26 protein-coding genes and 1 pseudogene are annotated in these 26312 nt (G+C 54.3%); 6 read left to right on the forward strand and 21 right to left on the reverse strand.

Going from position 1 to position 26312, the window contains the following annotated elements; translation table 11 throughout:
* Positions 1-336 precede the first annotated feature (336 nt).
* Both CGZ75_RS13605 and CGZ75_RS13610 read right to left on the reverse strand, forming a co-directional pair.
* Complete coding sequence (locus tag CGZ75_RS13605) at positions 337-1704, reverse strand: dicarboxylate/amino acid:cation symporter (protein WP_425436493.1); 1368 nt, start codon at positions 1702-1704, stop codon at positions 337-339.
* A gap of 262 nt (positions 1705-1966) precedes the next feature.
* A complete protein-coding gene (locus tag CGZ75_RS13610) occupies positions 1967-2743 on the reverse strand; it encodes an IclR family transcriptional regulator (protein ID WP_089524851.1) in 777 nt (258 codons plus the stop codon).
* Positions 2744-3074: 331 nt separating this feature from the next.
* Here CGZ75_RS13610 and CGZ75_RS13615 point away from each other — a divergent pair, with 331 nt between their 5' ends.
* Positions 3075-4100: an alpha/beta hydrolase gene (locus CGZ75_RS13615; protein ID WP_089524852.1), complete on the forward strand. Its 1026-nt coding sequence runs from the start codon at positions 3075-3077 to the stop codon at positions 4098-4100.
* Between the two features lie 171 nt (positions 4101-4271).
* Positions 4272-5651: a Fe-Mn family superoxide dismutase gene (locus CGZ75_RS13620; protein ID WP_089524853.1), complete on the forward strand. Its 1380-nt coding sequence runs from the start codon at positions 4272-4274 to the stop codon at positions 5649-5651.
* Positions 5652-5719: 68 nt separating this feature from the next.
* On the opposite strand, the gene folE is transcribed toward CGZ75_RS13620, so the two are convergent.
* From folE to CGZ75_RS13655, 7 genes are all read right to left on the reverse strand, one after another.
* Positions 5720-6313 carry a GTP cyclohydrolase I FolE gene (folE, locus tag CGZ75_RS13625; protein ID WP_089524854.1) on the reverse strand — a complete coding sequence of 198 codons (594 nt, stop codon included), beginning with the start codon at positions 6311-6313 and terminating at the stop codon, positions 5720-5722.
* A gap of 39 nt (positions 6314-6352) precedes the next feature.
* Positions 6353-6616, reverse strand: coding sequence for a YneF family protein (locus tag CGZ75_RS13630; protein ID WP_089524855.1), 264 nt, complete (start codon positions 6614-6616; stop codon positions 6353-6355).
* A 164-nt stretch (positions 6617-6780) separates the two neighbouring features.
* Positions 6781-7986 carry a tRNA epoxyqueuosine(34) reductase QueG gene (queG, locus tag CGZ75_RS13635; protein ID WP_089524856.1) on the reverse strand — a complete coding sequence of 402 codons (1206 nt, stop codon included), beginning with the start codon at positions 7984-7986 and terminating at the stop codon, positions 6781-6783.
* Positions 7987-8102: 116 nt separating this feature from the next.
* On the reverse strand, positions 8103-8555 hold the full coding sequence (rnhA, locus tag CGZ75_RS13640) for a ribonuclease HI (protein WP_089524857.1): 453 nt from the start codon (positions 8553-8555) through the stop codon (positions 8103-8105).
* Positions 8556-8594: 39 nt separating this feature from the next.
* Positions 8595-9212 (reverse strand): signal peptidase I, encoded by a 618-nt coding sequence (lepB, locus tag CGZ75_RS13645; protein ID WP_089524858.1) that lies wholly within the window; start codon positions 9210-9212, stop codon positions 8595-8597.
* Complete coding sequence (locus CGZ75_RS13650) at positions 9209-9778, reverse strand: DUF402 domain-containing protein (protein WP_089524859.1); 570 nt, start codon at positions 9776-9778, stop codon at positions 9209-9211. The genes lepB and CGZ75_RS13650 overlap by 4 nt, the downstream gene beginning before the upstream one ends.
* A 141-nt stretch (positions 9779-9919) precedes the next feature.
* Complete coding sequence (locus tag CGZ75_RS13655; RefSeq protein WP_089524860.1) at positions 9920-10342, reverse strand: GNAT family N-acetyltransferase; 423 nt, start codon at positions 10340-10342, stop codon at positions 9920-9922.
* 446 nt (positions 10343-10788) lie between these two features.
* On the opposite strand from CGZ75_RS13655, the gene CGZ75_RS13660 reads away from it, so the two are divergent.
* Both CGZ75_RS13660 and CGZ75_RS25290 read left to right on the forward strand, forming a co-directional pair.
* Positions 10789-11403, forward strand: a complete 615-nt coding sequence (locus CGZ75_RS13660) for a superoxide dismutase (RefSeq protein ID WP_089524861.1) — start codon at positions 10789-10791, stop codon at positions 11401-11403.
* Positions 11404-11451: 48 nt separating this feature from the next.
* Positions 11452-11616, forward strand: coding sequence for a hypothetical protein (locus tag CGZ75_RS25290; protein ID WP_176444836.1), 165 nt, complete (start codon positions 11452-11454; stop codon positions 11614-11616).
* 288 nt (positions 11617-11904) lie between these two features.
* Here the strand turns inward: CGZ75_RS25290 and CGZ75_RS25295 are convergent, their stop codons facing one another.
* Entirely contained in the window at positions 11905-12564 is a 660-nt protein-coding gene (locus tag CGZ75_RS25295; RefSeq protein WP_089524862.1) for a tropomyosin, read from the reverse strand.
* 65 nt (positions 12565-12629) lie between these two features.
* On the opposite strand from CGZ75_RS25295, the gene CGZ75_RS25300 reads away from it, so the two are divergent.
* Positions 12630-12929 (forward strand): hypothetical protein, encoded by a 300-nt coding sequence (locus CGZ75_RS25300; RefSeq protein WP_089524863.1) that lies wholly within the window; start codon positions 12630-12632, stop codon positions 12927-12929.
* Between the two features lie 396 nt (positions 12930-13325).
* On the opposite strand, the gene htpG is transcribed toward CGZ75_RS25300, so the two are convergent.
* From htpG to galU, 6 genes and pseudogenes are all read right to left on the reverse strand, one after another.
* Positions 13326-15203 (reverse strand): molecular chaperone HtpG, encoded by a 1878-nt coding sequence (gene htpG, locus CGZ75_RS13675; protein ID WP_089524864.1) that lies wholly within the window; start codon positions 15201-15203, stop codon positions 13326-13328.
* Between the two features lie 116 nt (positions 15204-15319).
* Positions 15320-16477: a S1C family serine protease gene (locus CGZ75_RS13680; RefSeq protein WP_089524865.1), complete on the reverse strand. Its 1158-nt coding sequence runs from the start codon at positions 16475-16477 to the stop codon at positions 15320-15322.
* A 31-nt stretch (positions 16478-16508) separates the two neighbouring features.
* Complete coding sequence (locus tag CGZ75_RS13685) at positions 16509-17981, reverse strand: FxLYD domain-containing protein (protein ID WP_089524866.1); 1473 nt, start codon at positions 17979-17981, stop codon at positions 16509-16511.
* Between the two features lie 196 nt (positions 17982-18177).
* Positions 18178-18363, reverse strand: coding sequence for a zinc ribbon domain-containing protein (locus CGZ75_RS26495; protein WP_425436516.1), 186 nt, complete (start codon positions 18361-18363; stop codon positions 18178-18180).
* Positions 18339-18542 (reverse strand): annotated as a pseudogene (locus CGZ75_RS26500) (hypothetical protein); the annotation flags it as partial. The pseudogene CGZ75_RS26500 and the gene CGZ75_RS26495, both read right to left, overlap by 25 nt.
* 125 nt (positions 18543-18667) lie before the next feature.
* Positions 18668-19549, reverse strand: a complete 882-nt coding sequence (gene galU / locus CGZ75_RS13695) for a UTP--glucose-1-phosphate uridylyltransferase GalU (RefSeq protein WP_141136759.1) — start codon at positions 19547-19549, stop codon at positions 18668-18670.
* Positions 19550-19840: 291 nt separating this feature from the next.
* Here galU and CGZ75_RS13700 point away from each other — a divergent pair, with 291 nt between their 5' ends.
* Positions 19841-20311, forward strand: a complete 471-nt coding sequence (locus CGZ75_RS13700; protein ID WP_089524869.1) for a Dps family protein — start codon at positions 19841-19843, stop codon at positions 20309-20311.
* Between the two features lie 95 nt (positions 20312-20406).
* On the opposite strand, the gene CGZ75_RS13705 is transcribed toward CGZ75_RS13700, so the two are convergent.
* From CGZ75_RS13705 to CGZ75_RS13725, 5 genes are all read right to left on the reverse strand, one after another.
* Positions 20407-21003, reverse strand: a complete 597-nt coding sequence (locus tag CGZ75_RS13705) for a TetR family transcriptional regulator (RefSeq protein WP_089524870.1) — start codon at positions 21001-21003, stop codon at positions 20407-20409.
* A gap of 39 nt (positions 21004-21042) precedes the next feature.
* Positions 21043-22212, reverse strand: coding sequence for a YhgE/Pip domain-containing protein (locus CGZ75_RS13710; RefSeq protein ID WP_089524871.1), 1170 nt, complete (start codon positions 22210-22212; stop codon positions 21043-21045).
* A 694-nt stretch (positions 22213-22906) separates the two neighbouring features.
* Positions 22907-23497: a ribonuclease H-like YkuK family protein gene (locus CGZ75_RS13715; protein ID WP_245850856.1), complete on the reverse strand. Its 591-nt coding sequence runs from the start codon at positions 23495-23497 to the stop codon at positions 22907-22909.
* Positions 23498-23627: 130 nt separating this feature from the next.
* Positions 23628-24281: a fumarylacetoacetate hydrolase family protein gene (locus CGZ75_RS13720; RefSeq protein ID WP_089524872.1), complete on the reverse strand. Its 654-nt coding sequence runs from the start codon at positions 24279-24281 to the stop codon at positions 23628-23630.
* A gap of 11 nt (positions 24282-24292) precedes the next feature.
* The gene (locus tag CGZ75_RS13725; RefSeq protein ID WP_089524873.1) at positions 24293-26293 is read right to left on the reverse strand and encodes an ABC-F family ATP-binding cassette domain-containing protein; all 2001 of its coding nucleotides are present in this window, start codon (positions 26291-26293) and stop codon (positions 24293-24295) included.
* Positions 26294-26312 lie beyond the last annotated feature (19 nt).

A 26312-nucleotide genomic window follows, 5' to 3' on the forward strand; every position in this document is an offset into this window, starting at 1 on the left:
ATTAGAGGGCGGGCACGTTAGATCATTCGCAGCCTGTGTTTGGGGGGGAAAAAGCTCTCTCAGTTCCGTTAGCTGTGCTTAGATCGATGCAATGGATCGTGAAGTACAGCACCTACCACCAGGAGAATGATCGCGCTTGGAAACATGATATTAGCAAGTCGGACACCTGGACCTGCGCGGCAGGACAATTCCTGCGCTTAGGTTATGAAAGCTGTTCTGAAGAAATGGCAGATAAACAAAGACGGGAGGAGACTGAGCTAAGCTCAGTCTCCTCCCGTCTTGCCAATGCAATTTCATATCGGTTACAGGGCTTTGGGGACGGCCCCTTACCTTCGTTTAAGCTCTGCTAAACTCGAGCTCTTCTTCCTCGTCGCGGTTGTAGCTTTCGCGATCGAATTCTTTTTCAGATACGGCCACCAGCACTGAGGAAACCGTCGTGCCAGTTGCGTTGACTGCGGTACGGCCCATATCAACTACTGCATCAATCGCAAGCACGAGACCGAGTCCTTCGAGCGGCAGGCCGAGAGCCGTAAGCACGACCGTTGTTGAAATCGATGCCGGACCTGGAACACCGGCTACGCCGATCGAGGAAATCGTGCTAACCAACACAATCAGGATGTAATCCGAGATGTCCAGCGGTACGCCATACACTTCAGCGACGAAAATCGCGACAACAGCCGGCCAAACGCCGCCGCAGCCGTTCATGTTCATGGTCGCGCCAAGCGGAGCGACGAAGCTGGCTATACGGGGAGACACCCGGAGCCGCTTGGTTATGACCTCCAGGTTAACCGGGAGCGTCGCGTAGCTGCTGCGCGTCGTAAACGCCACGGCAATGGTTGGATACATTTTGCGCAGAAACTTAAACGGGTTCAGCTTAGCCCAGAACGTGACCAGCGAGCCGAAGGTAAGAATAAAATGCAGCAGCAGCGCAATGTAAGTAGCCAGAATTAAACTGATTAAAGGCTTGATAGTTTCAAGGCCGTAACGAGCAGCCATAGAGCCGATCAGTGCATAAACGCCATAAGGAGTCAGGCGGATGATGTACTTTGTAACTTGGTTCATGACTTGTTTCAGTGACTCAACCACTTGGCGTACAGGCTCTGCCGCTTCCGGCTTGCGGGAAGCCAGTTGTACAATGGCAACAGCGATAAAGATGGAGAAAATAAGTACAGGTACAACTTTGCCGTCGGCCATGTCACCGATTGGATTGGAAGGAACGAGATTCAGAATAACCTCCGAGAACGTCGGAATTTCTCTTTCCTCAAAACCCTCCGTCGTTTGCATCGAGATACCGGAACCCGGATTGATGACGAGCGCGACGATAAGGCCGATTAAAGCTGCGATTCCGGTTGTGCCGAGAAATAGCAGAATCGTCTTAATGCCGATCTTGCGCAGCTGACCCAAGCTGGAAATCGACGAAATACTGGATACGACCAGCACCGCAACGAGCGGAATGACGAGCATTTTGATCAAATTTACATAAATAGAACCGATTGTACCGATGCTTGTCGCATCCAGCTTCAAGGCGTTCAGGCTTGCCCCGACGACCAGGCCGATTCCCATCGCAATTAGCACCCGATAGCCGAAGCCTACCCGACGACGAGACAGCCAAAAGAGCAAACCGATGACCAGAACCGAGATAAGCAGACTCACCCAGTTGGACTCGAAGGCATTCACAAGATTGTTGTTAGGAATGTTAGCCAACCCCTTTATTTCCTATTGGTTTAGTATGTTATAGTATACTAACCAGCTTAACGTCTTATGTCAATTATTAATTACCCCTTAAGAAAATCCCCAGAGCACCGCGTAAACCACACCATTGAGTTAAAAAAGGCTTCACTCCCCTCCCTATTGCATCCAATGCAAAAACCGGCGCTCTGAGAGCGCCGGGGCTGTGGCAGAACACTATTGTTCCCCATTTATATATAGAAGAGGCTGCGTGTCGCAGAGCGACATCTCGCCCATCTCATCCCGGCAGCATCGAGCCCATACGCGTTGCAGACTGAATGACTAGCGCCGACTGCTCACGGATGATATCCGGCGTGAAACGGCCAGCAGGCCCGGATACGGACAGCGCAGCAGCCAAACGACCGCTGAGGTCAAATACAGGCGCCGATACAGCAGCAGCTCCAGGCTCGCGCTCCTCTAGGCTCGTGGCATATCCGTTGCGACGGATTTCATCCAGCTGGTCACGGAAACCTTGCGGGTCGATGCCCGGAGGAAGCGATTCAGATGACATCATCTGTTCTGCCAAAGAAGGTTCAGCAAAAGCGATCAACACCTTGCTGGATGCCCCGACGTACAACGGCAAACGTACACCGACCGGAGCGACCCGCCGAATGGCTTGATTACTCTGAACGGCCTGAATCCGAATCCGCTCACTACCGTCGCGAACGTACAGACTCACGGTCTCGCCAAGCGTGTCACGAAGCTTCTCCATCTCCGGCAGGCAGATGACAGCAGGATCGCCAGAGCGGGATCTATGCGCAGACAGTTCCCAAATCCGCATGCCAAGCCGATATCGCTCCGAGCTGCGGTCACGCTCAAGAAAACCTCTGTCCTCAAGCGTCGCCAGCATGCGATGCACAGTACTTTTATGCAGACCGACCTTCTCGGCGATTTCAGTCATGGGCAGATCGCTGTCCGTTGTGAAACATAACAAGATATCAAGGGCTCTCTCGACGGCCCGGACATTCGATTTGCCATCTTCGGAAGCTTTGGCCACTCGGGATGATTGATCCATAGGTTCACCTGCTTTCTCTTCAGCGACGTGATGAAATATAAAAATCATATGCCAGTTGAACGGCTTTATATATTGAGAATCATTATCAGTATAGTGGATGAGGCGACGTCCGTCCACTCTTCTTTCATTCCATCTAGTTTCACTCAATGAAACTTAGATTCTCCTAGTATAACCGCATTCCCTTTTTCCGTAAAGAAATTGGCTTTTTTTACAGCAACATTACAAGAGCTTAACAAATGCTCGACATCAATTGACAGCCCGGCCAAAAGACACATACAGTAGTAGTACATAGGATCTATAACGCTTACATGACAAGGGAGGGGAAGACGATATGAGCAGTTCCACTCTGCGTACGCCGCTTCAGCTAGAACCTGCGCTGATCTCCATCGTCCCTCGCCGCGATACACGCCGCAACGCTCTCGTAGCCGGAGTATCCGCAGCGGTCGCCCTTACGCTTCTGCTGATTGTCGCCTTTCACGGTTATATCGCCTGGATGGTCGCTTATCCCTATGTCGCTCCTGTGCTCTCCAATCCAATGGAAGCCAAGGGGCTGAAGTACCAGGATGTAACCTTCCCGAGTCTCAGCGGTCGCACGACTGTCAGCGGCTGGTATATCCCGGCGGCTGCGGGCCAATCCGCAAAAAGTGAATCAGACCGAACGATTGTGCTGAGCCATGGTTATGGTGCCAACCGCGAGGAAAACTGGGTTCCGATGTATGATCTAGCCAGCCTGCTCAATCGGCTGAATTATAATGTGTTAATGTTTGATTACGGATATGCCTCCAAGGAATACCGCGCCCCCGCCACCGGTGGCTGGGAAGAGTCACAGCAACTGCTGGCTGCGGTCGATTATGTCCGCTCCGAAGGCTCCAAGGAGGTTGTCGTGTGGGGATTCAGCATGGGTGCTGGCACGGCGCTGCAAGCCGCATTACAGACCGACCGAATCGACGCGATGATTCTTGATAGCACCTTTGTCGCCAGTCCCGATACGTTGTTCGAAAATGTACGCAATATCATCGACCTGCCCCGCTTCCCGTCGCTGCCTTTGATCGAGAAGTTGCTACCGCTGTGGACCGGGGTCGATTTTAACAAAATCCCGGCCGAGAAGGTCATGAATACATCCTACTCCATTCCGATTTATATGATTCATGGAACGATGGATGCCAAGGCATCTTATCAGTCCTCAGAATCGATTTTTGGGAAGCAGACCAACCCACTGTCCCGCGAATGGATCGTTTCAGGGGGCCAGCATGAGCTGCTGTTCCGTCAGCATCCGAAGGAATATATCCAGCGGGCTGCGCTTTTTCTCAGTCAGGTCAATCAATCACTTGAAAATGGCGATGGGCTGAAAGCTTAAGGGCTGTAGTAGTTGAGCCGAGTTTGAATTGAAGTTAACGAACCGAGTCCGTGGGATGGATTCGGTTTTTTTGCGTCCACTCGGAAGTAGCGACATAACCATGCCTGCATGACGAATACATCTATACAAGCAGCAACAGTCAAAACGGGGGAATAAAGGAGGAAACAAATCATGAGCCGATGGAAAGGACCTTCCGGACAGCAAAGACTGCTCGAGGAAATTAAGGAATGGAAGCTCGAAGAAGCCGAACATATCTCGCTCATTCTGCAATCGGCTCCAACACTGGAGCCGGCGTATATTAATCTTTTGCGGGAGTGGCAGCCGCTTCTGGAGCGTACTGCGGCTGCGGCCGAGGCTTTGCTGGAGAGCCGGCTTAGCCGGGCAGACGCAGGCTCCTCGGAAGCGGAGCTCGAGACCGCTTGGCCGAGCGCGGTAGAGTCTGAGACGGCGGAATCTGATGCGACTCGGGGCATTGCGGCGGCGGAACCCGGGTTGGCGGGGACTGCAGCGGCAGAGCCGGGTTCGGTGCAGCCTACGGCGGCTCAGTGGGATTTGGCTCAGCCTGCGGCGGCTCAGCCAGGTTGGGAGCAGCCTACGGAGGCCCGCCCGATTTCGGCAGAGCCCGCGACGGCGCAGCCGAGTTCATCAGAGCTGCTGGAAGCGTCGGCGGCGCAAAGCAGCGCTCTCGTCCAACAGCTACTGCAGTTGCTGGGATCAAGCTCTACGCTGGGGCGAGATGTTTCGGCAAGAGCTGTCGTTCATCATACGCTGCGCGAATCAACGGCCTGTTTGGCCAAAATCGAAGTGGCGCAGCTAGAAGCTTTGCGCGAGTCGGCAGATACAGAGCTTGAGGAGGAGGAGAATCGCACAGGAACCCCAGCAAGCGGTACGGCGGTAGGGGCCGGTACTGTCGGCGAATGGAAACAGGTGCCTATCGGTGGGCATACGCTGCCTCCACTGCCTTATCCCTACAACGCCCTGGAGCCATACATCGATGAGAAAACGATGCGCATCCACCATGACAAACATCATCAGACCTACGTCAATGACCTGAATAAGGCCGAGATCCAGCTTCAGGAATCGCGTAAAAGCGGTAACTTTGATCTGGTAAAACACTGGGAACGCGAGCTTGCCTTTAATGGAGCCGGTCATTATCTGCATACCTTGTTTTGGACGGTTATGTCGCCTCAAGGCGGCGGACGGCCAGTCGGCACGCTTGGAGACGCGATTGATCGTGATTTCGGTAGCTTTGACGCCTTTAAGAAGCAGTTTTCGGAAGCAGCGAACAAGGTGGAAGGCGGCGGATGGGCCATTCTCGTATGGAGTCCCCGCAGCCGCAGGCTGGAAATCCTTCAGGCTGAGAAACATCAGGATCTGTCCCAGTGGGATGCCATTCCGCTGCTGCCTCTCGATGTCTGGGAGCATGCCTATTATCTCAAGCATCAGAATGTTCGGGCCGACTATGTGAAGGATTGGTGGAATGTTGTGAACTGGCCCTATGTGAACCAACGGTTCGAAAAAGCAAAAATGCTAGCATGGGAGCCATTCTGAGAGCCAGAACTTTCTGATTGGCATTAAAAATACGAAAAGCCTCCTCCGTAATCGGAAGAGGCTTTAACTTATTGCTTGAGAAGCGCTAGGAATTCCGAGCGCAGCGCGCTGCTAGAACGGAACTCTCCACGAACGCCGGAGGTGATCGTTTTGCTTCCGGGCTTCTTGACGCCGCGGGAGCACATGCACAAATGCTCACCCTCTACGACGACCATGACGCCTTGTGGATTCAAAGCTTTTTCAAGAATATCGGCGATCTGGGACGTAATTCTCTCCTGCACCTGCAGCTTACGAGTGACAGCCTCGACGAGGCGTGCCATCTTGCTGAGTCCCAGGATATGGCCATTTGGCAGGTAGCCGATATGGATTTTGCCGAAAAACGGCGCCATATGATGCTCACACTGGCTGTAATAGACGATATCCTTGACGATGACGAGTTCCTCATGGTTCTCGTCGAAGGTGACGCCGAGCACGTCAGCCGGATTCACCTCATAACCTGCAAAAATCTCCTCGTACATGCGGGTCACGCGCGCAGGCGTGTCCAACAATCCCTCGCGGTCGACATCTTCGCCGACCAGCTTGAGGATTTCTCGGAGATGATATTCAATCTGCTCGCGGTTGCGTGCAACCATGGAGTTGGAATAATCTTTAAGACCTGCCATTGCTGCCTCTCTTCCTCGCGGACCGAGCGGGCGGCTGGCTTACTTTCGCTTGCCGCCACGCTGGTTGGGAATGAATTTCTGTTGTCCGCCGCCGCCCTGCTGGTTTTTCATCATGCTCTGGGCACGTTGCATTTGTTTGTTATTGAGGTTGTAACCCATCTGCTTGGCCATTTTTTGAAGCATTTCTGGATCGGATTGCATCTTCTCCATCTGCTTACGGAGATAGAACACTCCGATGAAAAATCCGCCGACCAAGCCGACGATCAGCGTTACAATCGGGATGACGATATTGTACCATTCCACGCGCTGTTCACCTGTCCTTTTTCGATGTTCATTAGAGCTTCTTCATCTTAGCATTATCACCGAAAAGGCGCAATTTGCAGCTTGTGGATGGCTTGTAGCCCTGAAGAAACTCACAAACTTATCGGCCCCGCTTTCGCCTTCGCCTCGCTCGTGCTCACGCGCTCCTACATCTCGCCCGCAGCGGCAGGCTCCGCCACTGCCGTCGCAGCCCGCTCGGCGCGCAGAGCCGCCAGCGAGCGCTCCGCCCAGGAGCGAGCTTCGCTGTCGCTCTCCTGCTCCGCCGCTTGCGCGAGCGCAGCTTCTGCTTCGGCTCCGCCAATGCGGCCGAGAGCCCAAGCTGCCGTGCCGCGCAGCACAGGCCGCGCATCCTCTTGCAGCACCTGGACAAGCTCAGGTACAGCCGAGGCTTCGCGGAAATTGCCGAGCGCAATGACCGCGTTGCGCTGAATCGGCTTTTTGCCGCGCCAGGAGGCGGCATTCGTCCCGAACCGCTCCTTGAATTCGCGGTTCGATAGCTGCAGCAGCGGGACCAAGAGCGGCTTCACTTGCTCGGGGTCAGCTTGGAACTCCGGATGCCGGGTCACGTTAATGCCCTTGTTCACCGGGCAAACGATCTGGCAAGTGTCACAACCGTAGAGCCGGTTGCCGATTTTGCGCATCAGCTCCTCGCTGACCATTTCCTTCGTCTGAGTGACAAAAGAGATACAGCGCTGCGCATTCAGCTGACCTGGACCGATAAGAGCGCCCGTTGGGCAGGAATCGATGCATTTGGTGCAGCTGCCGCAATTGTCCAAAAGCGGTGAATCCGGCTGAAGCGGCAAATTCGTAATCATCTCCGCCAAATAAATGAAGGTGCCATGCTTCCGATTCATAATAAAGCTGTTTTTACCGCTCCAGCCGATGCCCGCGCGCTCCGCTACAGCCCGGTCGGATAGCTCGCCGGTATCTACCATCGATTCCGCGCGCAGCTCCGGCACTCTTGCTTGCAGCCACTCTTCAAGCCGCTGCAGCCGGTTGCGCAGCACGCTATGGTAGTCCTCGCCCCAAGCAGAGCGGGACAGAATGCCGCGTCGCGCTCCAGGCTCCGAACGTGGAGGGTGGGGCAGCTTACTGGGATAGGCTACCGAAATTGCAATGATGGACAGCGGTTGCTCGAACAACAGCGACGGGTCCGTTCTCTTGTCTAGATCGCGTTCCTCGAAGCCGGACTCAAAACCCTGCTCTCGGTGTTGAATCAGTCGCCCTTTGAGCTCCGTGAACGGCTCAGCCGACGCCACGCCAATGTCGTCGATTCCCAGTCCAAAAGCGGCTTCCTTCATCTCTGCCTTCAGCCAGCTCCAAAAAGCCGCATCCCGAATCGGCTCTGCCATCTCCCTTCCCCCTTCGAATTCTCGAAAACATCCCTGCTCCGAGCAGCCTCATCTTCTGTCTAAACCTTCATCGCTCCGACGACTGCGAGCTATTCGCATCCTCGTTCCGATCAGCCTCAGGCTCTACCCGAAGCTTTCATCGCCTTGATCGCGCCGACCGCCAGCTCGTCGCAACGGTTATTCCATTCATTGTCGCTATGTCCCTTGACCTTGACATAGGACACTTCATGGATGCCCATCAGTTCCCATAACCGCTGCCATAGCTCCTTGTTCTCCACCGGCTGACCTTTGCTGTTTTTCCAGCCGTTGCGCAGCCAGCCTTTGATCCAGTTGTTTTGGAAACAGTTCACCACGTAGGCCGAGTCGCTGTGCACCGTAACCTTGCATGGAACCTTAAGCAGCGAAAGCGCCTCGATGACCGCCTGGATCTCCATGCGGTTATTGGTGGAGTGAGGCTCCGCCCCAGAGATTTCCTTGCGCTTGTCTCCATAAAATAACACCGCTCCCCAGCCTCCGGGGCCTGGATTGCCCGAGCATGCGCCATCCGTGTAGACCATGACCTCTTTCATGCCTATCGCTCCCTCCATACGTTTGCCCAATCCGTCCGCTCATAGACGTCCAGTTCGGTCGAGCGGCCAAAGGACTACTTCGGCCCGGCCTGTTATGGCCTTTTCCTCAATGGTGCCAAAAGCCCGGCTGTCGCGGCTTGCCCGCCACTGTCTATTGTCGCCCATTACGAAGAGATGCCCTGGCTCGACCGTGATCGGTCGAAAATTCTCCGCCGCCGGCTGCAGACCTACATAAGGCTCGTCAACCGTGTCACCGTTGCGCAGCAGCTGGCCTTTTTTGAGCTCAACTACATCGCCGGGAAGTCCGATCACTCGCTTGACCAAATAGCCGCTACTCCCTGCTAGCGGATTCGGATCGCGAATGATGATGACATCGTTTCTATGGATCGGCAGCATGCTGCCAGCGAGGCGGCTGATAAGCAGCCAATCGCCATCTTCCAGAGAGGGACGCATCGAACTACCCTCAACGACCGACAAATTTAGCACGAATCGGTTCAGTAAAAGTACAACAGCTACCGCAATTACGATCATTCGCATTAATGCAAAAAGCTCTCGCTGCCAATTTGGCCGCCATAAATTGCTCTGACCCTTGCCGGATTGGCCGGGGGACTGCTCCATCTCCATTCCCGCAACCTCCTCCGCTAGGGAGTTCGTCATGCCTGATCTTCCTCCGCTTCGTGGTCCGGACGGCTTGTCCAGGCCTCGTAATAGTCCAGTACGACTTGATCCTCAAAGGGCGATTTACCACTGCGAATACGCTGTGTGACCTCGCGTAACCCCTGATTAACCTTCGAATCTACGACAGGAGGATAACGATATTCCTGTTTGTGCCGCTCGTACTCATCCCGGTCAACGACAGCGAGTTCTCCGCCCGTCGTGCGAATCACATCAAGATCGTAATCGATATAGGTGAGTACATTGCCCGCAAGATAAGGAGGAGAAGCAAGATTGCAGTAGTATCGGATTCCATAATCTTCGATCATTGCCACTACATTGAACCATTTTGTCGGAATGAAAAAGGATACAGCCGGAACCCGGCTAACCCATGTCGAACCGTCCGCCTCCGTAATCGGCGTCTGGTTGTTAATCAGTACCAGCATGTTTTCCTCCGCATGCTGCGGAAGAAGCATACTTTGCGGCATCAGCCAGTTCCGCTGCCATTGGCGATGCAGATGGCCGTCGTGCTTAAAGCTTTTTATGAAACAGCGCCGATACGTATCCACTTACGCACTCCCTGACTTAAACATCTTATTTAATAAGAAAAGCACATCCGGACGCCAAAATCAATGGACGTCGGACATGCTCACAGGAATAGATGCCTTATTGAAGGACGAGAGCAGCATGAAACGCGAGGAAGGCTTGTCCTATCCTGCTACAATGCTGAGCTTCTGGAACGAATGATAAAAATCGCTCGGCTCGAAGCCAAGGGAGCTGTAAAACGTAAGAACGGGTTCATTATGCTTGTCCGCAGTGACGAGAATCTTCGATACGTTGCGTTGCTCAAAGCGGCTACGCAAGCCGGAGATAAGACCTTTAGCGATGCCTCGTCCCCGATAATCCGAGTGAACGGCCACACGATAGTAATATCCGCGGTTATTGTCAATTGTCCCGATGATGATGCCGGTAACTTGATCTCCATCCTGTGCAATCAGCACCAAATCGCTGTCCCAAGACAGCTGGCGGCTGAGAGCTTCCTTCGTTTCATCGTAACAATCCTCAGATAATACAGATTGCAGCAATGAGGTTACGGCACGATAGTCCGCAAGCTGGAAAGAACGAACCTGCATGAATGCTTAGCTCCCTTACATTCAATGTCGTTGTAAAAACTATTCTCGATTATACGACAAAAGTTAACTAAATCCAGCGTTTTTGTACAAAAAACTCAAATAAATTTAACATTGCGCTTACATTCTGCTGAAAGCGCTTCAATGCTAACGCTTACACAATTGTTTGGACTTTATAACGTCCGGGTAAGGGTATAAATAGAAATTTTAGTGGCATTCTAGAATTTGGATTGCCTGGATGTAATTTTCCTGTTTATGCAGGCGAACCGCCCAGCAAACAAACCGTTCCCTCAGATGTCGGTTACTAGGGTCAACTCTATATCCGCGTTTCCACATGGGTTTTTAAAGGTAAGAACCCGACTTTTGAAAGATAAATGTTGATTTATTCAAAAGCTTGAGGGATAATATTGTAGAATCGCTACATACCATTGAGGAGGTTTTCCTGAATTATGGCACATCAACTTCCAGCTCTTCCGTATGCTAATAACGCACTGGAGCCCCATATCGACGCTCTCACGATGGAAATCCATCACGACCGTCACCACAACACGTACGTAACCAATCTTAACGCCGCTCTGGAGTCCGCTCCTGAACTGGCTTCCAAATCCCTGGAGGATCTTATCTCCGACCTGAACAGCGTACCTGAGTCCATCCGTACAGCTGTCCGCAACAACGGTGGCGGCCATGCCAACCACAGCCTGTTCTGGACGACGATCGGCCCGAACGCTGGCGGCGCTCCTACAGGCAAGCTGGCTGAAGCTATCGAAAGCGAGCTTGGCGGCTTCGCGAAATTCCAAGAAGACTTCGCCAAAGCAGCTACAACGCGCTTCGGCAGCGGCTGGGCTTTCCTGGCGGCTGACAAAGAAGGCAAGCTGAAAGTGTACAGCCTTCCTAACCAAGACAGCCCGATTTTTGAAGGCGAAACGCCTTTGCTCGGACTGGACGTATGGGAGCATGCCTACTACCTGAACTACCAAAACAAACGTCCAGACTACATCAAAGCGTTCTGGAACGTTGTTAACTGGGATGAAGTTAGCAAACGCTACGAAGTAGCTGCTAAGTAATTCCTGAACCTAAGGTTCCGCAAGCCTCTGGCCTGCGGGGCCTTTTTTTTGTTTGCGTTGCTTGTGTTGCTTGTGTTGCTTGTGTTGCTTGTGTTGCTTGTGTTGCTTGTGTTGCTTGTGTTGCTTGTGTTGCTTGTGTTGCTTGTGTTGCTTGTGTTGCTTGTGTTGCTTGTGTTGTTCACACCAGTTGTCACTACTCCACCTGAATCATGAGCTTCTCGGGCTCAGTGCGTTCTTTCCATCCTTCCGAATCCTCGTCCTTCCCCATCGTGGGCAAAAGTTTTTGGGCAAATGGTCAAGAGGATAGGCATATGGCGCATAAACTAAGTTATTCGTGCGTCATACGGAAGGGAGATATTTGATCCGATATGTCTCAATCCTATCTGTACCATGACCCCAACGCCTATCGGTACGTATACGCAGGAGGAGATTGCGGCTGCGGAAGCCCCCGCGCCTTCCAGCCTGCGCCGCCACCGATCCCCCCGACTCCGCCGACTCCACCTAACCCGCTTCAGGGAGCCGGACTAATGCCGCCCTTCCTCTGGCCTGGCGGAGGAGGGCAACCCGGTCCAGGACACGGGCCTTGGCCTCCAGGGCCGGGGCCTTGGCCTCCAGGACACGGACCTTGGCCCCCAGGACACGGACCTTGGCCTCCAGGGCCGGGGCCTTGGCCCCCAGGACACGGACCTTGGCCTCCGGGGCCTGGACCTTGGCCTCCAGGGCCTGGACCTTGGCCCCCAGGACACGGGCCTTGGCCTCCAGGGCCGGGGCCTTGGCCTCCAGGGCCGGGGCCTTGGCCTCCAGGGCCTGGACCTTGGCCCCCAGGACACGGGCCTTGGCCTCCAGGGCCGGGGCCTTGGCCTCCGGGGCCTGGACCTTGGCCTCCAGGGCCTGGACCTTGGCCCCCGGGGCCTGGACCTTGGCCTCCAGGGCCTGGACCTTGGCCTCCGGGGCCTGGACCTTGGCCTCCAGGGCCTGGACCTTGGCCTCCGGGGCCTGGACCTTGGCCTCCAGGGCCTGGACCTTGGCCCCCGGGGCCTGGACCTTGGCCTCCAGGGCCTGGACCTTGGCCTCCAGGGCCGGGACCTTGGCCTCCAGGCCAGCCGCCTCGCCCGGGGCCGTTCCCGCCGAGGCCGGGGCCAGCGCAGGCCGTCGCTCCAACGCAGTCGGCGCCGATTAATTCGGCGCCGCCGGGCCCGGCCGCGGCTCCAAGTGCTACGGCGCCGGTGACCGTCCGCATTGACGGCGGGGAATCGTTCCCTTTTGTCACCGAGGACTACCAGATTCCGTTTTATGACGGCATGAACATTGCTCAAGCATTGGAGTATACCGGCGTTGTCCGCGCGAGTCCGAGCGGCTTACAATCCGTTGGCGGCGTGCGCAACGACATCTCCGACGACGTCCGAATCGGAGAAGGCGTGCAGTACACGCTGCGGCTGAATGGTCGGCAAATCCCCCATTCGCTGTTAAGCTTCCCTGTCCATCGCAGGGATGTGATCGGCGTCGAGCTAATTGTCATCGGCTAACAAACACAAAAAGACGGGGCCGTCCTAAGTCATCTAACGATGACTCTTGGGACGGCCCCGTCTTTTTATTAAAGTTCCTATCGCTTCGCTTCAACATTAGGGAAGTTCGGAGCGTCTCAGCTTGTCCATGCACATACTTAATGGACCTATTACCGCGAAATGCCCTCAATAGCGTCTCTCAGATCCGTTACGCATGAAGGGACTCTAATTCATGCACACGAAGCTCAAAGCGCCTCAGATTCGAATACAATTCAGCGCTATCAGCCTATATTGTATTGGCGATCAAAATAATTAAGGGGCAGCCCCGAAGTCATCTAACAATGACTTTTGGTGACAGCCCCTTATTGCTATTATATCCCCTGCCAGCCAAACAAAAAGGCAGACAGAGGTTCTATTTTAAACCATGACTTGGCAGATCTGATTCGTGAGCTCAACCGGATCTTCGATCGGCAGTCCCTCGATAAGCAGTGCTTGGCTGTACAACAGCGAGGTGAATAGCTCCAACTTCGCGCGGTCATTGGCATAAGCGTCCTTGAGAGCAGTGAATACTTCATGGTTTGTGTTGATTTCAAGAATTTTCTGAGCCTTGGCTCCGGAGCTGTCCGGCATAGCGGCCAGAACCTTCTCCATCTCGATCGTCAGCTCGCCCACAGTGGCGAAGCAGACCGGATGTTTGCGCAGGCGACGCGAAGCGCGCACAGCACTGACTTTGCCGCTCAGCAGCCCTGTCATATCCTCGAACAGCGCCTTATTTTCCTCATCGGCCGCTTCGTCCTCCGGCTTCTTCTCTTCCTCGATGCCAAGGTCGCCGCTCGCTACGGAACGGAATTCCTTCTCCTTGTAGTTCATCAGCATGCGGATTGCGAACTCGTCGATATCGTCGGTGAAGAACAAAATCTCGTAGCCTTTATCCAGCACCATCTCGGTTTGAGGCAGCTTCTCGATACGCTCGGCGGAGGAGCCGCTTGCGTAGTAGATGTATTTTTGATCCTCGGGCATGCGGGAGACATATTCAGCCAGAGTTACGAGCGATTTGTCCTTGGAGGAAGTGAACAGCAGCAGATCCTGCAGCGTTTCCTTGTGGGAGCCGTAATCGCTGTAGACGCCGAACTTCAGCTGGCGACCGAAAGCCTTATAAAACTTCTCGTAGTTGTCACGGTCATCCTTAAGCATCGATTGCAGCGCGCCTTTGATTTTAGACTCGATGTTTTTGGCGATTAGCTTCAACTGACGGTCATGCTGCAGCATCTCGCGGGAGATGTTGAGCGACAGGCTCTCGGAATCGACCATGCCCTTCACGAAGCTGAAGTAGTCAGGCAGCAGATCGGCGCATTTGTTCATGATGAGCACACCGCTGGAGTAAAGCTCCAGCCCCTTTTCGTACTCCTTGGTGTAGAAGTCGAACGGGGTCGTCTCCGGGATGAACAAAATCGCTTGGTATACAACCGCTCCATCGGCGCTGATATGGGCATGTTTAATCGGCTTGTCGAAGCCGTAGCGCTTCTCCTGGTAGAAGTTCTCGTAGTCCTCCGGCTTCAGCTCACTCTTGTTTTTGCGCCAGATTGGCACCATGCTGTTGACATGCTGCTCTTCGGTGAACTCCTCGAATTCGCCCTCTGCGCCTTCCTTTGGACGGCTGGAAGTGAAGTCCATTTTGATCGGATAACGAATGAAATCAGAGTATTTCTTGATGAGCGCCTTCAGACGGTACTCGTTCAAATAGTCGTCGTAGCTGTCTTCTTCGGTGTCTGGCTTGATGTGCAGGACAACTTCCGTTCCCACTTCAGCCTTCTCTGTCGGCTCGATCGTGTAACCTTCCGTCCCCTCGGATTCCCACTTCCAGGCGGTATCACTGCCCAGCGGACGCGAGATGACAACGACTTTATCGGCCACCATAAACGAGGAATAGAAACCAACGCCGAACTGCCCGATAATGTCGCGACCGTCCTTCGCCTCGTTCTCCTGCTTGAAGGCCAGGGAGCCGCTTTTGGCGATGACGCCGAGATGGCTTTCCAGCTCTTCCTGGTTCATACCGATACCAGTGTCGGTGATCGTCAGCGTGCGAGCTTCCTTGTTCGGCGTCACTTTAATGAAATAGCCCTCTTGATCAAAAGTTAGGCTGTCATCCGTTAACGCTCTATAATAGATTTTATCGATGGCGTCACTGCTGTTGCTGATGAGCTCACGCAGGAAAATCTCTTTTTGCGTGTAGATGGAGTTGATCATCATTTCCAGAAGACGTTTCGATTCCGCGCGAAACTGTTTCTTATCCAATTCGAATCTCTCCTCTGTTTATCGTAATGGGCGGATTAGCACTCTCTACGATCGAGTGCCAGCACCGTTTATATATCATGGACGGTTTTTACTTGTCAAGATAAGGAAGGGTATGATTAATTCTTCTTAAGCTCCTTGCCCTGCTTATCGAGCTCCTTACCATTGCCATCGATCAGCTTGAGCTGACCGTTCTCGTACCCGACTTTATAAACAACCTCGAAGTTTCTCTTCACCGTCTCGCCGTTTTGCGCATGCTCCTCCGCCTCGATGGTTGCCGTTACCGTCGCACTTCGATCGCTGTCCTTTGAGACGCTCAAGCTCTTAATGACGACATTTTTGGTTGGCAAGTAACCCTTGCGGAATTCCTCATATGGGTCTACCTGTTTCCAGATATAGCCGATGAGCGAGTACGCATACACATAATCACCATTGTTGAGACTTTCGTAGAAACGGGAAACAAGATACCCGGCATAATTCGTGATCGTCTTTTTGTCAGCCGCTGATGACTCGTCGTGATTGGTGACACCTGGCAGCTTGGTCATTGGACTGCGTGACCATGCCTCAGCAATGCTGATTAGATCCGCGATCGGTATGCTGAATCCAATCTCGCCATCCTGCATCTCGGCAGAGTTCATGCCTAACACCGCTCCGGTTGTCTGGTCTATTAAAGGCCCCCCGCTGTTGCCAGGAGCAATAGGAGCGGAAATCTGGTACAGATTGCGGTACGTGTACGGCTTCATCATGAAGCTTCTTCCAAGTCCGCTGACAATGCCGGTCGTAACCGTACTTTGCAGGCCCAGCGGACTGCCGACGGCGATGACGGGATCCCCCACTTCGACGCGTCCTCCGCGTTCCAGCTTAAGTGGCTGTGAACCAGCCAACTCCGGCACTCGTACAACAGCGATATCGAGATCGGTGCCGATGCCGATTACCTCGCCGGTTAGCTCCCTAGCGTCCGAGGTAGTCACCCTCACCGTGCGCGAGCCAGCTACCACATGTGCATTCGTCAGCACATCGCCTTTGTCATTGTACAAGAATCCAGAGCCAAGTCCGCTGTCGCTTGAGATCGTGACGACCTTTTTCTGAGTATTAAAAATAATTTCCTTCAACGCGCTCGCCCCACCGGTATCCTGGCCTGCAGGCGGAGTCACAGCGAGCAGCGGCTCTGCCCCTACTCGCTGTGGCAAATATTGATGCAGCGCCAGCGCAACCGCGCCTCCTGCCAGCAGCAGAAGCGCAGCCGCCGCTGCGGACAGCTTCTCGTTCCATTTCATTTTAGTCGTCCTCTTTCCACACCTGGCTAGCCTACTCAACATACCAGGTAGCCTTCGTGATGACAGCGGTGACTTCCACACCTGACATTGAACTTATGCCCTGGAATTTCGCCTTGCCGCCTGGCTCAATCGTCATTCCGGACTCGGTACGGGCTGTGCCGCTCCCCACCGTACGGCCTTCCTCATCAATCAGCTTGTAGTCCAACTGGACGGAATGAATTCCTCGTGTCGCCTTGCTCTCAACCTCGCCAGAGACGAGCACCTTACCCGAGTTGTCGCGGGATACCTCGATGTTCCTCAGCGCAACTGCGGCCGTATGGTTGCGCAGCTGCTCATCATACGCGATCTCCCGCGCTGCATCCAGGCGCTCCTGCTCCAAGCGCTCGTATTCCTCTCGCTCACTAGTAATCCGCGAGGACATATCCTTGAGCTCTTCTACCGCTCCAGCATGCTCCAGAGCCTCATTAACGACCGCCTGCGCAGCGGAATAATCTCGGGTGCGTAGCAGCTCATCGGCCTTTTTGACGCCGGTCTCAACCATGAGATCCAGGATACGTTGCCGCAGTTGAACCGCTCCGGCATCTTGCAGCCCCCGCAACCGCTGCAACCGATCTGCCAGCTCCGGCACTGTGTTCAGCCCCTCCAGTTCCAAATAAACCTGCTTCACCAAGAGCCTTGCCCCCTCGGCAGCAATCCGGCTGCGTACGGGATCGAACACCCGCTCCTGCCGGTTGGCAACAGCCGCCTGAGCTTGCCTGAGCACTCCCTCTGCCTGTTTTAATCGACCGCTCTCCAGCAGGCGCGCCGCATCCTTAACCTGATCATCGAGACGGTTCGCTTGCTCTACAATATCCAAGTCCCGCAGCAGTCCCGGGCTGTCCGGGCGCGACTTCGTCGCCTGCAGCAGCAGTTGCTCCGCCTGTGGATAGCGCCCTGCCAGCGCCTCACGCTCCGCCCGCTTTTGCCATTCAGCTACACGGTGATTCACGCTACTGTCATACCACAGCACACCGAGCGCTGATGCTCCGCCCAGCAGCAGCGCCAGTGCAGGCAGCAGCCACAGCCTCCGGCGGCGGGCACGCTCCTCTGGTGTGAGAGTTGCCCCTTTGACATCGACCATGACAGACTTCGCATACGCCGGCAGCATCCGACGCCGCGGGCGCTCACCCTTACCTCCATGCCGCTCTCCATGAAGCGGCATGGATAGCGACGGGCCCTCGTCCTCTTGCTCCGCCCGGTCTTCCCGCTCGTCTGCTCTCATACGATGCAGCAGCTCGCCAGCATCCGGCTGTCGACCAGCATCCGGCGAAGTCCCAATCTCCTGAATGTGCTCGAGCCACTCCGCGCGCTCACGCCTGCGCACGAGCAAAGCCGCCGTATGCAGCGGCTTGCCGCAGCGGCTACAGAAGCTCGCCTCGTCATCCAGCGTCTTATAGCCGCAGTATGGGCAAGGAGTTCTTATCACCGCAGCAGGCCATTCCATCTGTTCCGATTCCCTGCTCATGAATGGTTTGCCTCCGCTATCTTCAACGTCGTTCCGCCTAGGAACAACGGCTTTTTACGTTCATACGCCGATCGGCGTATTTTGTTTCCTGTATGTGCGCTTTAACTATACGATTGTACCTTATAAAAAGACCCAGCCCCAAGTATAACCCTTTTCCTATACATAGAAATATCATCCAATTGAACACGCCCGCCTTCTACAAAGGCCTATAGAGGTGTTCATACTTGGCATTATGATCTCGGTCATGCTGCGTGCCACAATCGGAACAGCTCCAATCCCGTAGGCTAGCTGTTTGACCTCGGGATTGCGAGTTCCGCAACCATGACAAAGCTGACTCGATGGATAGGTTTTCGCCACGACACTTAACTGTCGACCATACCAAACCGCCTTATAGATCAGCATGGTGCGGATCGTTGCCCAGTTGATACCTATACCTAAGTCAACGCCAAGGACGGTTTCTAACTTGGGAAGGGATTGAATGTCCACTTCGCAGAGAAGGAAAACAAAGTAGTTGCCGCTTGGGTTCTTTCTTTCGAATCGTAGCCGACGTTTTTTTTGCATTCAAAAAACGCCGATTCAGCTCCACTTTGTAGAAGAGGAAATCTTCTCGGCTATTTCAGGATAAAAAAAACCATCCAGAACCTATGACTCATCTGGATGGTTGATCAATTACGATGCCCGTCAAGTCAAATAGTGGTCAATCCGGGATTAAGCTTGTTACGCATATACTCGCGCACCGCATCAGCAAGGTCCTCGCGCTCCAACGCCATGTCTATTGTCGCTTGGACAAAGCCCAGTTTGTCACCGACATCATGACGGCGTCCCTGGAATTTGTAAGCGTGCATCGGCAACACGGAGTTGAGCTTCTGCAGGCTATCCGTCAATTGGATTTCGCCGCCCTTGCCCGGCTCAGCTCGCTCCAGCAGACGGAAAACAGCGGGATCGAGCACATAGCGGCCCACGACAGCCCAATTGGACGGCGCCTCACCGGGAGCTGGCTTTTCCACCAAATTGCGGATGCGGGGATACAAGCCCTCGCCTTCCAGATCCACGATGCCATACTTGTGAGTCTGATCCTTCGGCACTTCCATGACCGAGATGACAGACGACCCGGTTTCATGGTAGTAATTCATCATTTCGCCCAGGCAAGGCTTCTCAGACCGCAGAATATCGTCGCCGAGCAATACCGCGAACGGCTCACTGCCAATGAAGCTGCGTGCGCAAAGCACAGCATGCCCAAGCCCGAGAGGCTCACGTTGACGCACATATACAATGTCCGCCAAGCGGGAAATTCCACGTACCAGCTCCAGCATTTCCTCGCTGCCCCGCTCTTCAAGCTCGGCCTCCAACTCCACCGACTTGTCAAAATGATCCTCAATAGCGCGTTTGTTCCGACCGCTGACGATCATAATGCTCTCGATACCCGAGGCAACCGCCTCTTCTACAATATATTGGATGGCCGGCTTGTCGATTAGCGGCATCATTTCCTTCGGCTGCGCCTTAGTTGCAGGAAGGAATCTGGTGCCAAGCCCGCCGGCAGGGATAATGGCTTTGCGAATATGGGTCAAGATTGGACCACTCCTTAAGGATAAAAGTCAGTGGAAGCAGCCTCATCGCCTATCCGGCGAGAGTCATCCCTATCATCCATGATGCATTCAGTTTACCAATTCTCGAGGGTATGCGCCACATAGGGTTATGCTGCGAGGACACTTTAACAGATATATGGCTAAAGAGGGTAGGTCATGTTGATTACTGGATCGCTGCGAGCTGAATAGATTCCCCTTGACAAAAATACTTATTTATAATAATTTTAATTTAATAAAGATAACAATCTAAAGCCAAAAAGGAGCTGTTCTTTCATGACTCAAGTTAAAGGTAACGTTACCTCATCTGTAGAGGATCTTTCTGCTGCCCTCAATCTGCAAGTAGCGAACTGGAATGTACTTTATGTCAAGCTGCAGCAGTTCCACTGGCTCGTCAAAGGTCCTCATTTCTTCACGCTGCACGAGAAATTCCAGGCGCTGTACGAGGAAGCCGCCCTGCGCGTGGACGAACTTGCCGAGCGGATTCTTGCCATCGGCGGCCGCCCGATCTCCACGATGCGCGACTACTTGACCGCATCTTCTCTTACCGAAGGAAGCGGCAGCGAATCCGCCATCGAGATGGTCCGCGCGATCACAGCCGATTATCGCGTCCTCGTGACGGAGCTGAAACAAGCGATCACCGTAGCCGAAACAGCCGATGATGAAGTTACCGCCGATATGCTGCTGGCCATCAAGGAAGGGCTTGAAAAGCATATTTGGATGCTGGATGCCTTTACAGCACAGTGAGGGCAGCAACCCGCTCAGCAATATTCATCCCAAAAAGGCCGTTCCATGCTTTCCCGCTCACAGTCATAGCGGGAAAGCCGAACGGCCTTTTTTCATTATTGAAGAGTTCCGGTATAATGCAATGCGCTAAAAATATAAATCTCCATATCATCGATGAATTGCTTGATACCAAGCTCCGCCAGTTGGGAGGCGCCTTGGGCATCAACCATTCGCACATCCGACAGCAGCGTTCCGATAACAAATAAGTGGGTGGTGTCCAGGGAGGCGAATTGGAATATCCCCTCCTCCTTCCCCTTCTCCAGAATGAGTCTTAGGCGATTCCATACCTGTCCTCTATGCCGCTCAATCACATCGACGCGCGGCGACTGGAGAGCCAATTCCTGCTGTATGATCGCCCCGATCTCCCGATCCTTGAGCCGAAAGCTTGTCGCTCCCTGGATGATGTACCTAAGTTCTGTTGCCGGGTCCGTGGAAGAGGGCATTTCATCGAGTCTGTGATCTGGAAAATAAGTGTCGAAGATCGCCTCGAACACACCTTCCTTCCCACCAAAGTGGTAGGAAACAAGCGCGACGTTAGCGTCCGCCTCCTCGCAAATTTGCCGCACGGTCGTTTTGTCGAAGCCCTGGCGTGCGAACAGCCCTTTGGCCGATCGCAGAATTCGGCTCCGCACATCATCCTTTTCCTCGCTCAAAGCCTACATCCCTTTCCCATCTACCGTTCTTGTCTCTCTTCAGTTTAAGGGGCTTACTGCTCTTGGTGCAACCTGCTGCTGCCCTACAGACGGGCTTTTCTTAAAGAAGACGGTCGCCAGACTAACCAGCAGCGCCAATCCCGATATGAGCACCAGCATGAGTACGTCGGCGCTGGCGGAAGGACCTCCGAATAGCAGGCTCATACCGCCCTCCACCCCGTACGTAGCCGGCATAAAGGTTCCAATGGTGTGGAAAAAGGAAGGAAGAAGCTCGCGCGGTGTAGTCGCCCCGGAACTGACCAACTGCAGCGACATAAACAGAATGTTCATGAACATGCCGGCCATGCCCAGCAAATGAATGAACATCTGGGACACCAGCATGAAGGTCAGCAGCATCAACAGCTCGAACAGCCATACCGCGCCGAAGCCGCTGTTCATCTGCCCGCCGAGCGCAACTAATAATCCCGCCCCGATCAACGAAACGACTACGGCTGTGCACACCGTTACGATCATTTGTGCGCCGAAAAGCCGCCATTTGCCGATCGATGTACCAATAGCTAGTGAAGTCTGCTTAAAATTGAGCGCCATGATCATCGCTCCGACCCAAGAGGCCAGGACGATCATCATCGGAACCATTTGGTTATTCATTCCTGAAACGACGTTCATGGACTGCACATCAGCGGCAACACGATCTGACAGCTTACCGCCAGCAGCCTGGGCTGCATCGGCCGTCATTCCCTGCTGCTGGAGCACACTGCTAATGCCAGCGGCCGACGCCTGGCTGTTGGCTTGCGCTGTAATTTGTCCCGAAACGGCAGTCATGACACCTTTGACCATCGTAGAATTAGATTCATTGATCCAATACTGGATTTTCGCTCCCTCATCCGCTCCGGCCGCTTTCGCCGTAAAATCCGCTGGTACATGCACGACCATCTGCACCTCGCGCTCATTGAGCAGCCGTTTCGCTTCATCCACACTAGTTACAAGCGACATTTGAAAAGGTAGCTCTTTGACGAGCTGCTGAGCCAGCTGATCTCCGATTTGGCGGTCGTCGCTGACGACGGCAATGCCGAACTGGTTGGTCCGGTCGTTAACTCCGCTGTAACCCGTCATCCATATGACGGAGAATATAATCTGTACAGCAAGTGCTACAGCTATACCCGCTTTCGTAGTCGGTCTTCCCAAAAATGCCCTTAATGCCTGAGCCATGTTGATCTCTCCTTTTATTTTACAACTAAATTAAACAAACGTTTTAAATGATTGTTTAAATATACTCACAAAATGGCTGCCCGTCAACAGGCAATTAGCGGGCGGGGGAAAATGGCAGCGCTTGGAAACACTCTAAATTCCGATATACATTTAAGTATGGTAACTACTTAGGTACCTATATAGGTAAATGAAAAACGTCCGAATAATCCTGCGCTGTGCAGGATCATCGGGACGTGCTTCTCCTCTAGATTTGAATGGAATAGGGATTGAACTCGGCTTACGTGGGCAACGCAACTTTTTTTGTACGATTTATCGTATAAAATTCGGTTTATAGCCGCCTCTTTTCAACACTTTGTGTGATAAAACATACAAAGCCCAGCTTTCTTCGCCTATGCCCAGCCATTTTGAATGATTTATCGTACAATATCCAAAATATCAGCACGGCCCGGATGCATGTTGAGTGAAAAATCATACAAATTGTGCATGACCATATCAAACGAGACTGATTTGGTGGTACGACTTAGGCCTATCTAAGCCGCAGTTGCCCCGACAAGGCTGAGACAAGCGCAGAGCACTGGCACTGGCACTGGCACTGGCACTGGTGCTGGCACTGGCACTGGCACTGGCACTGGCACTGGCACTGGCGCTGGTGCTGGCACTGGCACTGGCACTGGTGCTGGTGCTGGAGCTACCGCTACATCACAATTCTAGCCGGACGTTTCGTAAAGCGGTTGGCATAACTGGAAGCGACATACGCTTCCGGCTTGACGCGCGGCACGTAACAGCCAATCGTCTGAACCCGCGCCACCATCTCCTGCACATACAGCGCCGTCGGGCTGACGCAGGGTTCGGTCCCTGCATCGATATCGATAAAAGCGCAGAGCTCCGCCCCTTGATACACATAAGGCAGCAGCAGCTCCTCCATTTTTCTGATGACCGAGAGCTCCTCCAAATAAGCGGCCATCTCCTGGGAAAGCGACGTCTCGAAGGCCAGCTTTTCGTGAATCGAATCCAGCTCTCGGCTCAGCACATAAGGGCGGTAGCAAGCCCACGCTCCGCGGCCGATCCGATGCAGCACCAGCCCGGTAATGAATTTTGTATGGTTGGGATGCACCTGGCAGTCGGTGCCGATCGCAAAGTGGTAGCTTGCTCTGGGGTCCTCCGATACAAAGCGCAACAGGCGCTCGACAACCTCATCCATCGACAAATGCTGCTCCTTGACGTTGTGGAATCTCAGCCGATTGGCCCGATCATGGGCCTCCGGCTTTCGTTTGTACTTCGTCACCTTGCTCTCACCGCCTCGCTGCCTTTTATTTCCTTCTATCAGCTTATGCGGCGGCGGTTACGCCTATGAACCAACCCCCGATCCACTGGGGACCGGGGGTTGGCAAAGGAACCTATATGGAAAAAGAAAACTAGGTACGCAGCTTAATCTGCAGCGAACCAGCCGGTTCGCCATTCCAGAGCGCGGTAAGACGCTCTCCATCGAGCAGCGCTGCTACGCCAGCTGGCGTGCCGGTGTAAATAACGTCGCCGCGGCGCAAGCCGTAACGCGACCCGATATGCTCTGCCAGTACATCCGGCGGGAAGATCATATCGGCAGCATTGCCAAGCTGGGCGACCTCCGTTCCTCGCAGCAAAGAGAAATCCGCTCCAGTCAGACCGGCGAGCCCAGGGAATGGAAGCCAAGGACCGAGCGGCGATGAGCCAAGGAAACCTTTGGCGGCTAGCCATGGATGACCCTTCTCCTTGAGCCGGCTCTGCACATCGCGCAGCGTCAGATCAAGACCAAGCGCCATCGCATCAAACAGCTCGTCTGCCGCCAGTCCCGGCTCCCAGTCCCGCCCGGCGCGCAAGACGATCTCCAGCTCGAAGTGGACCTCGCCTTCGCTGCCCGAAAGCTCCACTTCGCGGCCGTCCATCGGGACCAGAGCATGAGTCGGCTTGGTAAACACCATTGGAGACTTCGGCACCTCATTACCAAGCTCCAGCGCATGCAGGCGGTAGTTGCGCCCGATGCAATAAATATTGCGGATCGATTCCAGGTTAAAGTCCGAATGAAGGCTCATGATGGAAACACTCAGCTCCTGTTTTTGGATTTTTGGGCTTCGATCCCCTCGACCAACTCGTTCAAATAAGTCCAACGTTCCAATAACTCTTCCAGGCGGCCCTCCAGCGTTTCCTGCTCCGCCATTAATTGTTGAAGCCGAACGGAATCGCTGCCCGAAGTGCCCATTTCCTCCTGCACACGGGCCAGCTTGTCCTCGGCCTCGGCAATCCAGCCGTCAATCGCCTCGTAGTCCTTCTGCTCCTGATAGGACATGCGCAGCCGTGCCTCGCGGCGCGGCGCTGCATCACCAGTGGAAGCTGCATCCACGTCGCCGGTGATGGCGGTAGTCGGTGAGTCGCTAGCTGCCAGCGATCTGCGGACCCCTGTTGCCCCAGCTCCTCCGCCGCCCGCTGGCTGGTTATCGGAGGCACCTTTTTTAGCGAGGCCTTCCTCGTATTCCGTGTAGTTGCCCGTATGCTCCGTGATGAAACCCCCGCCCTCAAAGGCGTAAATGCGCTCCACCGTCCGGTCGAGAAAATACCGGTCATGGGAAACGACCAGCACGACGCCCGGGAAATCCTCTAAATATTCTTCCAGTACGCTCAGCGTGGCGATATCCAGGTCATTGGTCGGTTCGTCCAGCAAGAGTACATTCGGTGCACCGCTCAAAATGCGCAGCAGTTGCAGGCGGCGCTTCTCGCCGCCGGACAGCTTGGCAATCGGTGACCACTGCATCGCTGGCGGGAACAGGAAACGCTCCAGCAGCTGGCCTGCCGAGATCGTCGTGCCATCGGCGGTACGTATTTGCTCCGCCTGCTCGCGGATGTACTCAATTACACGCATCGACTCATCCATCTCCTCATGCTCCTGGGAGAAGTAACCGAGCTTGACGGTAGGACCGAGTGATACTTCTCCGGCATCCGGCTGCAGCCTGCCCGCAATTAACTTGAGCAGCGTGGACTTGCCGCTGCCGTTGCGCCCGATAATGCCGACACGATCTTCGGGAACAGCGATATAGCTGAAATCCCGGATCAACGTCCGCTCGCCGTACCCTTTGCCCACGTTTTCCAGCTCGATGATTTTGCGGCCAAGCCGTGACGAGGCCACGGACAGATCAAGCTTGCCAGCACCCTTGTCCGGCCCAGCTTCCTTAAGCGTCTCGAAGCGCTCGATGCGCGCTTTTTGCTTTGTGGAGCGCGCCTTCGCGCCCCGGCGAATCCATGCCAGCTCGTTGCGAAGCAGATTTTTCCTTTTGGCCTCGCTTGATGACTCACGCTCCTCGCGCTCCAGCTTGAGCTCCAAGAAGCGGCTGTAATTCGCCGTATAGAAGAACGCCCGCCCTCCATCCAGCTCGATGACCCGGTTGCTGACCCGGTCCAAGAAATAGCGATCATGCGTCACCATAAGCAGTGCGCCGCGCCGCTTTTGCAGCATGCCTTCCAGCCAGGCGACCGACTCATTGTCGATATGGTTAGTAGGCTCGTCCAAAATAAGCACATCTGACGGCGACAACAGCGCCGCCGCCATCGCAACCCGCTTACGCTGTCCACCGGACAGCGTGGCCAGCTTGGCGTCATAGCTCGTAATGCCGAGCTTCGACAGCGCTGTGCGCGCGTCGTTCTCCAACTGCCATGCGTCCTGCTCATCCATCGCCGCATTCGCCTTCAGCAGCCGCTGCTGCAACACTTCGTCGGAGCTATTGCGTTCCAGTTCCTCTAGAGCGGCCGCATATTCACGCACCGCCCGCAGTTGCGGCGTGTCGCCGCCGAGCACATGCTCAAGCACCGTCTCCTCCGGATCGAACTCCGGATTTTGGAGCAGCATGCGTACGCTAACGCGCGGCGGAATGACAACCTTGCCGGAATCAGCCGGATCGATTCCGGCTATTGCCTTGAGAAAAGTGGACTTGCCCGTTCCGTTCACGCCAATAATACCGATTTTGTCTCCTTCGGCGATGCCAAAGCTGACGTCTTCGAACAGCTTTTTCTCCCCGTAGGTTTTAGTCAGATGCTCTACCGATAACAGATGCATATCAGGCCCCGTCTTTCTT

Source organism: Paenibacillus herberti (assembly GCF_002233675.1).
Classification (GTDB): Bacteria; Bacillota; Bacilli; order Paenibacillales; family Paenibacillaceae; genus Paenibacillus_O; species Paenibacillus_O herberti.

Excerpts from the sequence above, each read along its gene's own strand:
- CGZ75_RS13610 (WP_089524851.1), bottom strand. The coding sequence starts at position 2,743 with ATGGATCAATCATCCCGAGTGGCCAAAGCTTCCGAAGATGGCAAATCG.
- CGZ75_RS13615 (WP_089524852.1), top strand. The coding sequence starts at position 3,075 with ATGAGCAGTTCCACTCTGCGTACGCCGCTTCAGCTAGAACCTGCGCTG.
- CGZ75_RS13620 (WP_089524853.1), top strand. The coding sequence starts at position 4,272 with ATGAGCCGATGGAAAGGACCTTCCGGACAGCAAAGACTGCTCGAGGAA.
- folE (WP_089524854.1), bottom strand. The coding sequence starts at position 6,313 with ATGGCAGGTCTTAAAGATTATTCCAACTCCATGGTTGCACGCAACCGC.
- queG (WP_089524856.1), bottom strand. The coding sequence starts at position 7,986 with ATGGCAGAGCCGATTCGGGATGCGGCTTTTTGGAGCTGGCTGAAGGCA.
- rnhA (WP_089524857.1), bottom strand. The coding sequence starts at position 8,555 with ATGAAAGAGGTCATGGTCTACACGGATGGCGCATGCTCGGGCAATCCA.
- lepB (WP_089524858.1), bottom strand. The coding sequence starts at position 9,212 with ATGACGAACTCCCTAGCGGAGGAGGTTGCGGGAATGGAGATGGAGCAG.
- CGZ75_RS13655 (WP_089524860.1), bottom strand. The coding sequence starts at position 10,342 with ATGCAGGTTCGTTCTTTCCAGCTTGCGGACTATCGTGCCGTAACCTCA.
- CGZ75_RS13660 (WP_089524861.1), top strand. The coding sequence starts at position 10,789 with ATGGCACATCAACTTCCAGCTCTTCCGTATGCTAATAACGCACTGGAG.
- CGZ75_RS13680 (WP_089524865.1), bottom strand. The coding sequence starts at position 16,477 with ATGAAATGGAACGAGAAGCTGTCCGCAGCGGCGGCTGCGCTTCTGCTG.
- CGZ75_RS13685 (WP_089524866.1), bottom strand. The coding sequence starts at position 17,981 with ATGAGCAGGGAATCGGAACAGATGGAATGGCCTGCTGCGGTGATAAGA.
- CGZ75_RS13700 (WP_089524869.1), top strand. The coding sequence starts at position 19,841 with ATGACTCAAGTTAAAGGTAACGTTACCTCATCTGTAGAGGATCTTTCT.
- CGZ75_RS13710 (WP_089524871.1), bottom strand. The coding sequence starts at position 22,212 with ATGGCTCAGGCATTAAGGGCATTTTTGGGAAGACCGACTACGAAAGCG.
- CGZ75_RS13720 (WP_089524872.1), bottom strand. The coding sequence starts at position 24,281 with ATGAGCCTTCATTCGGACTTTAACCTGGAATCGATCCGCAATATTTAT.
- CGZ75_RS13725 (WP_089524873.1), bottom strand. The coding sequence starts at position 26,293 with ATGCATCTGTTATCGGTAGAGCATCTGACTAAAACCTACGGGGAGAAA.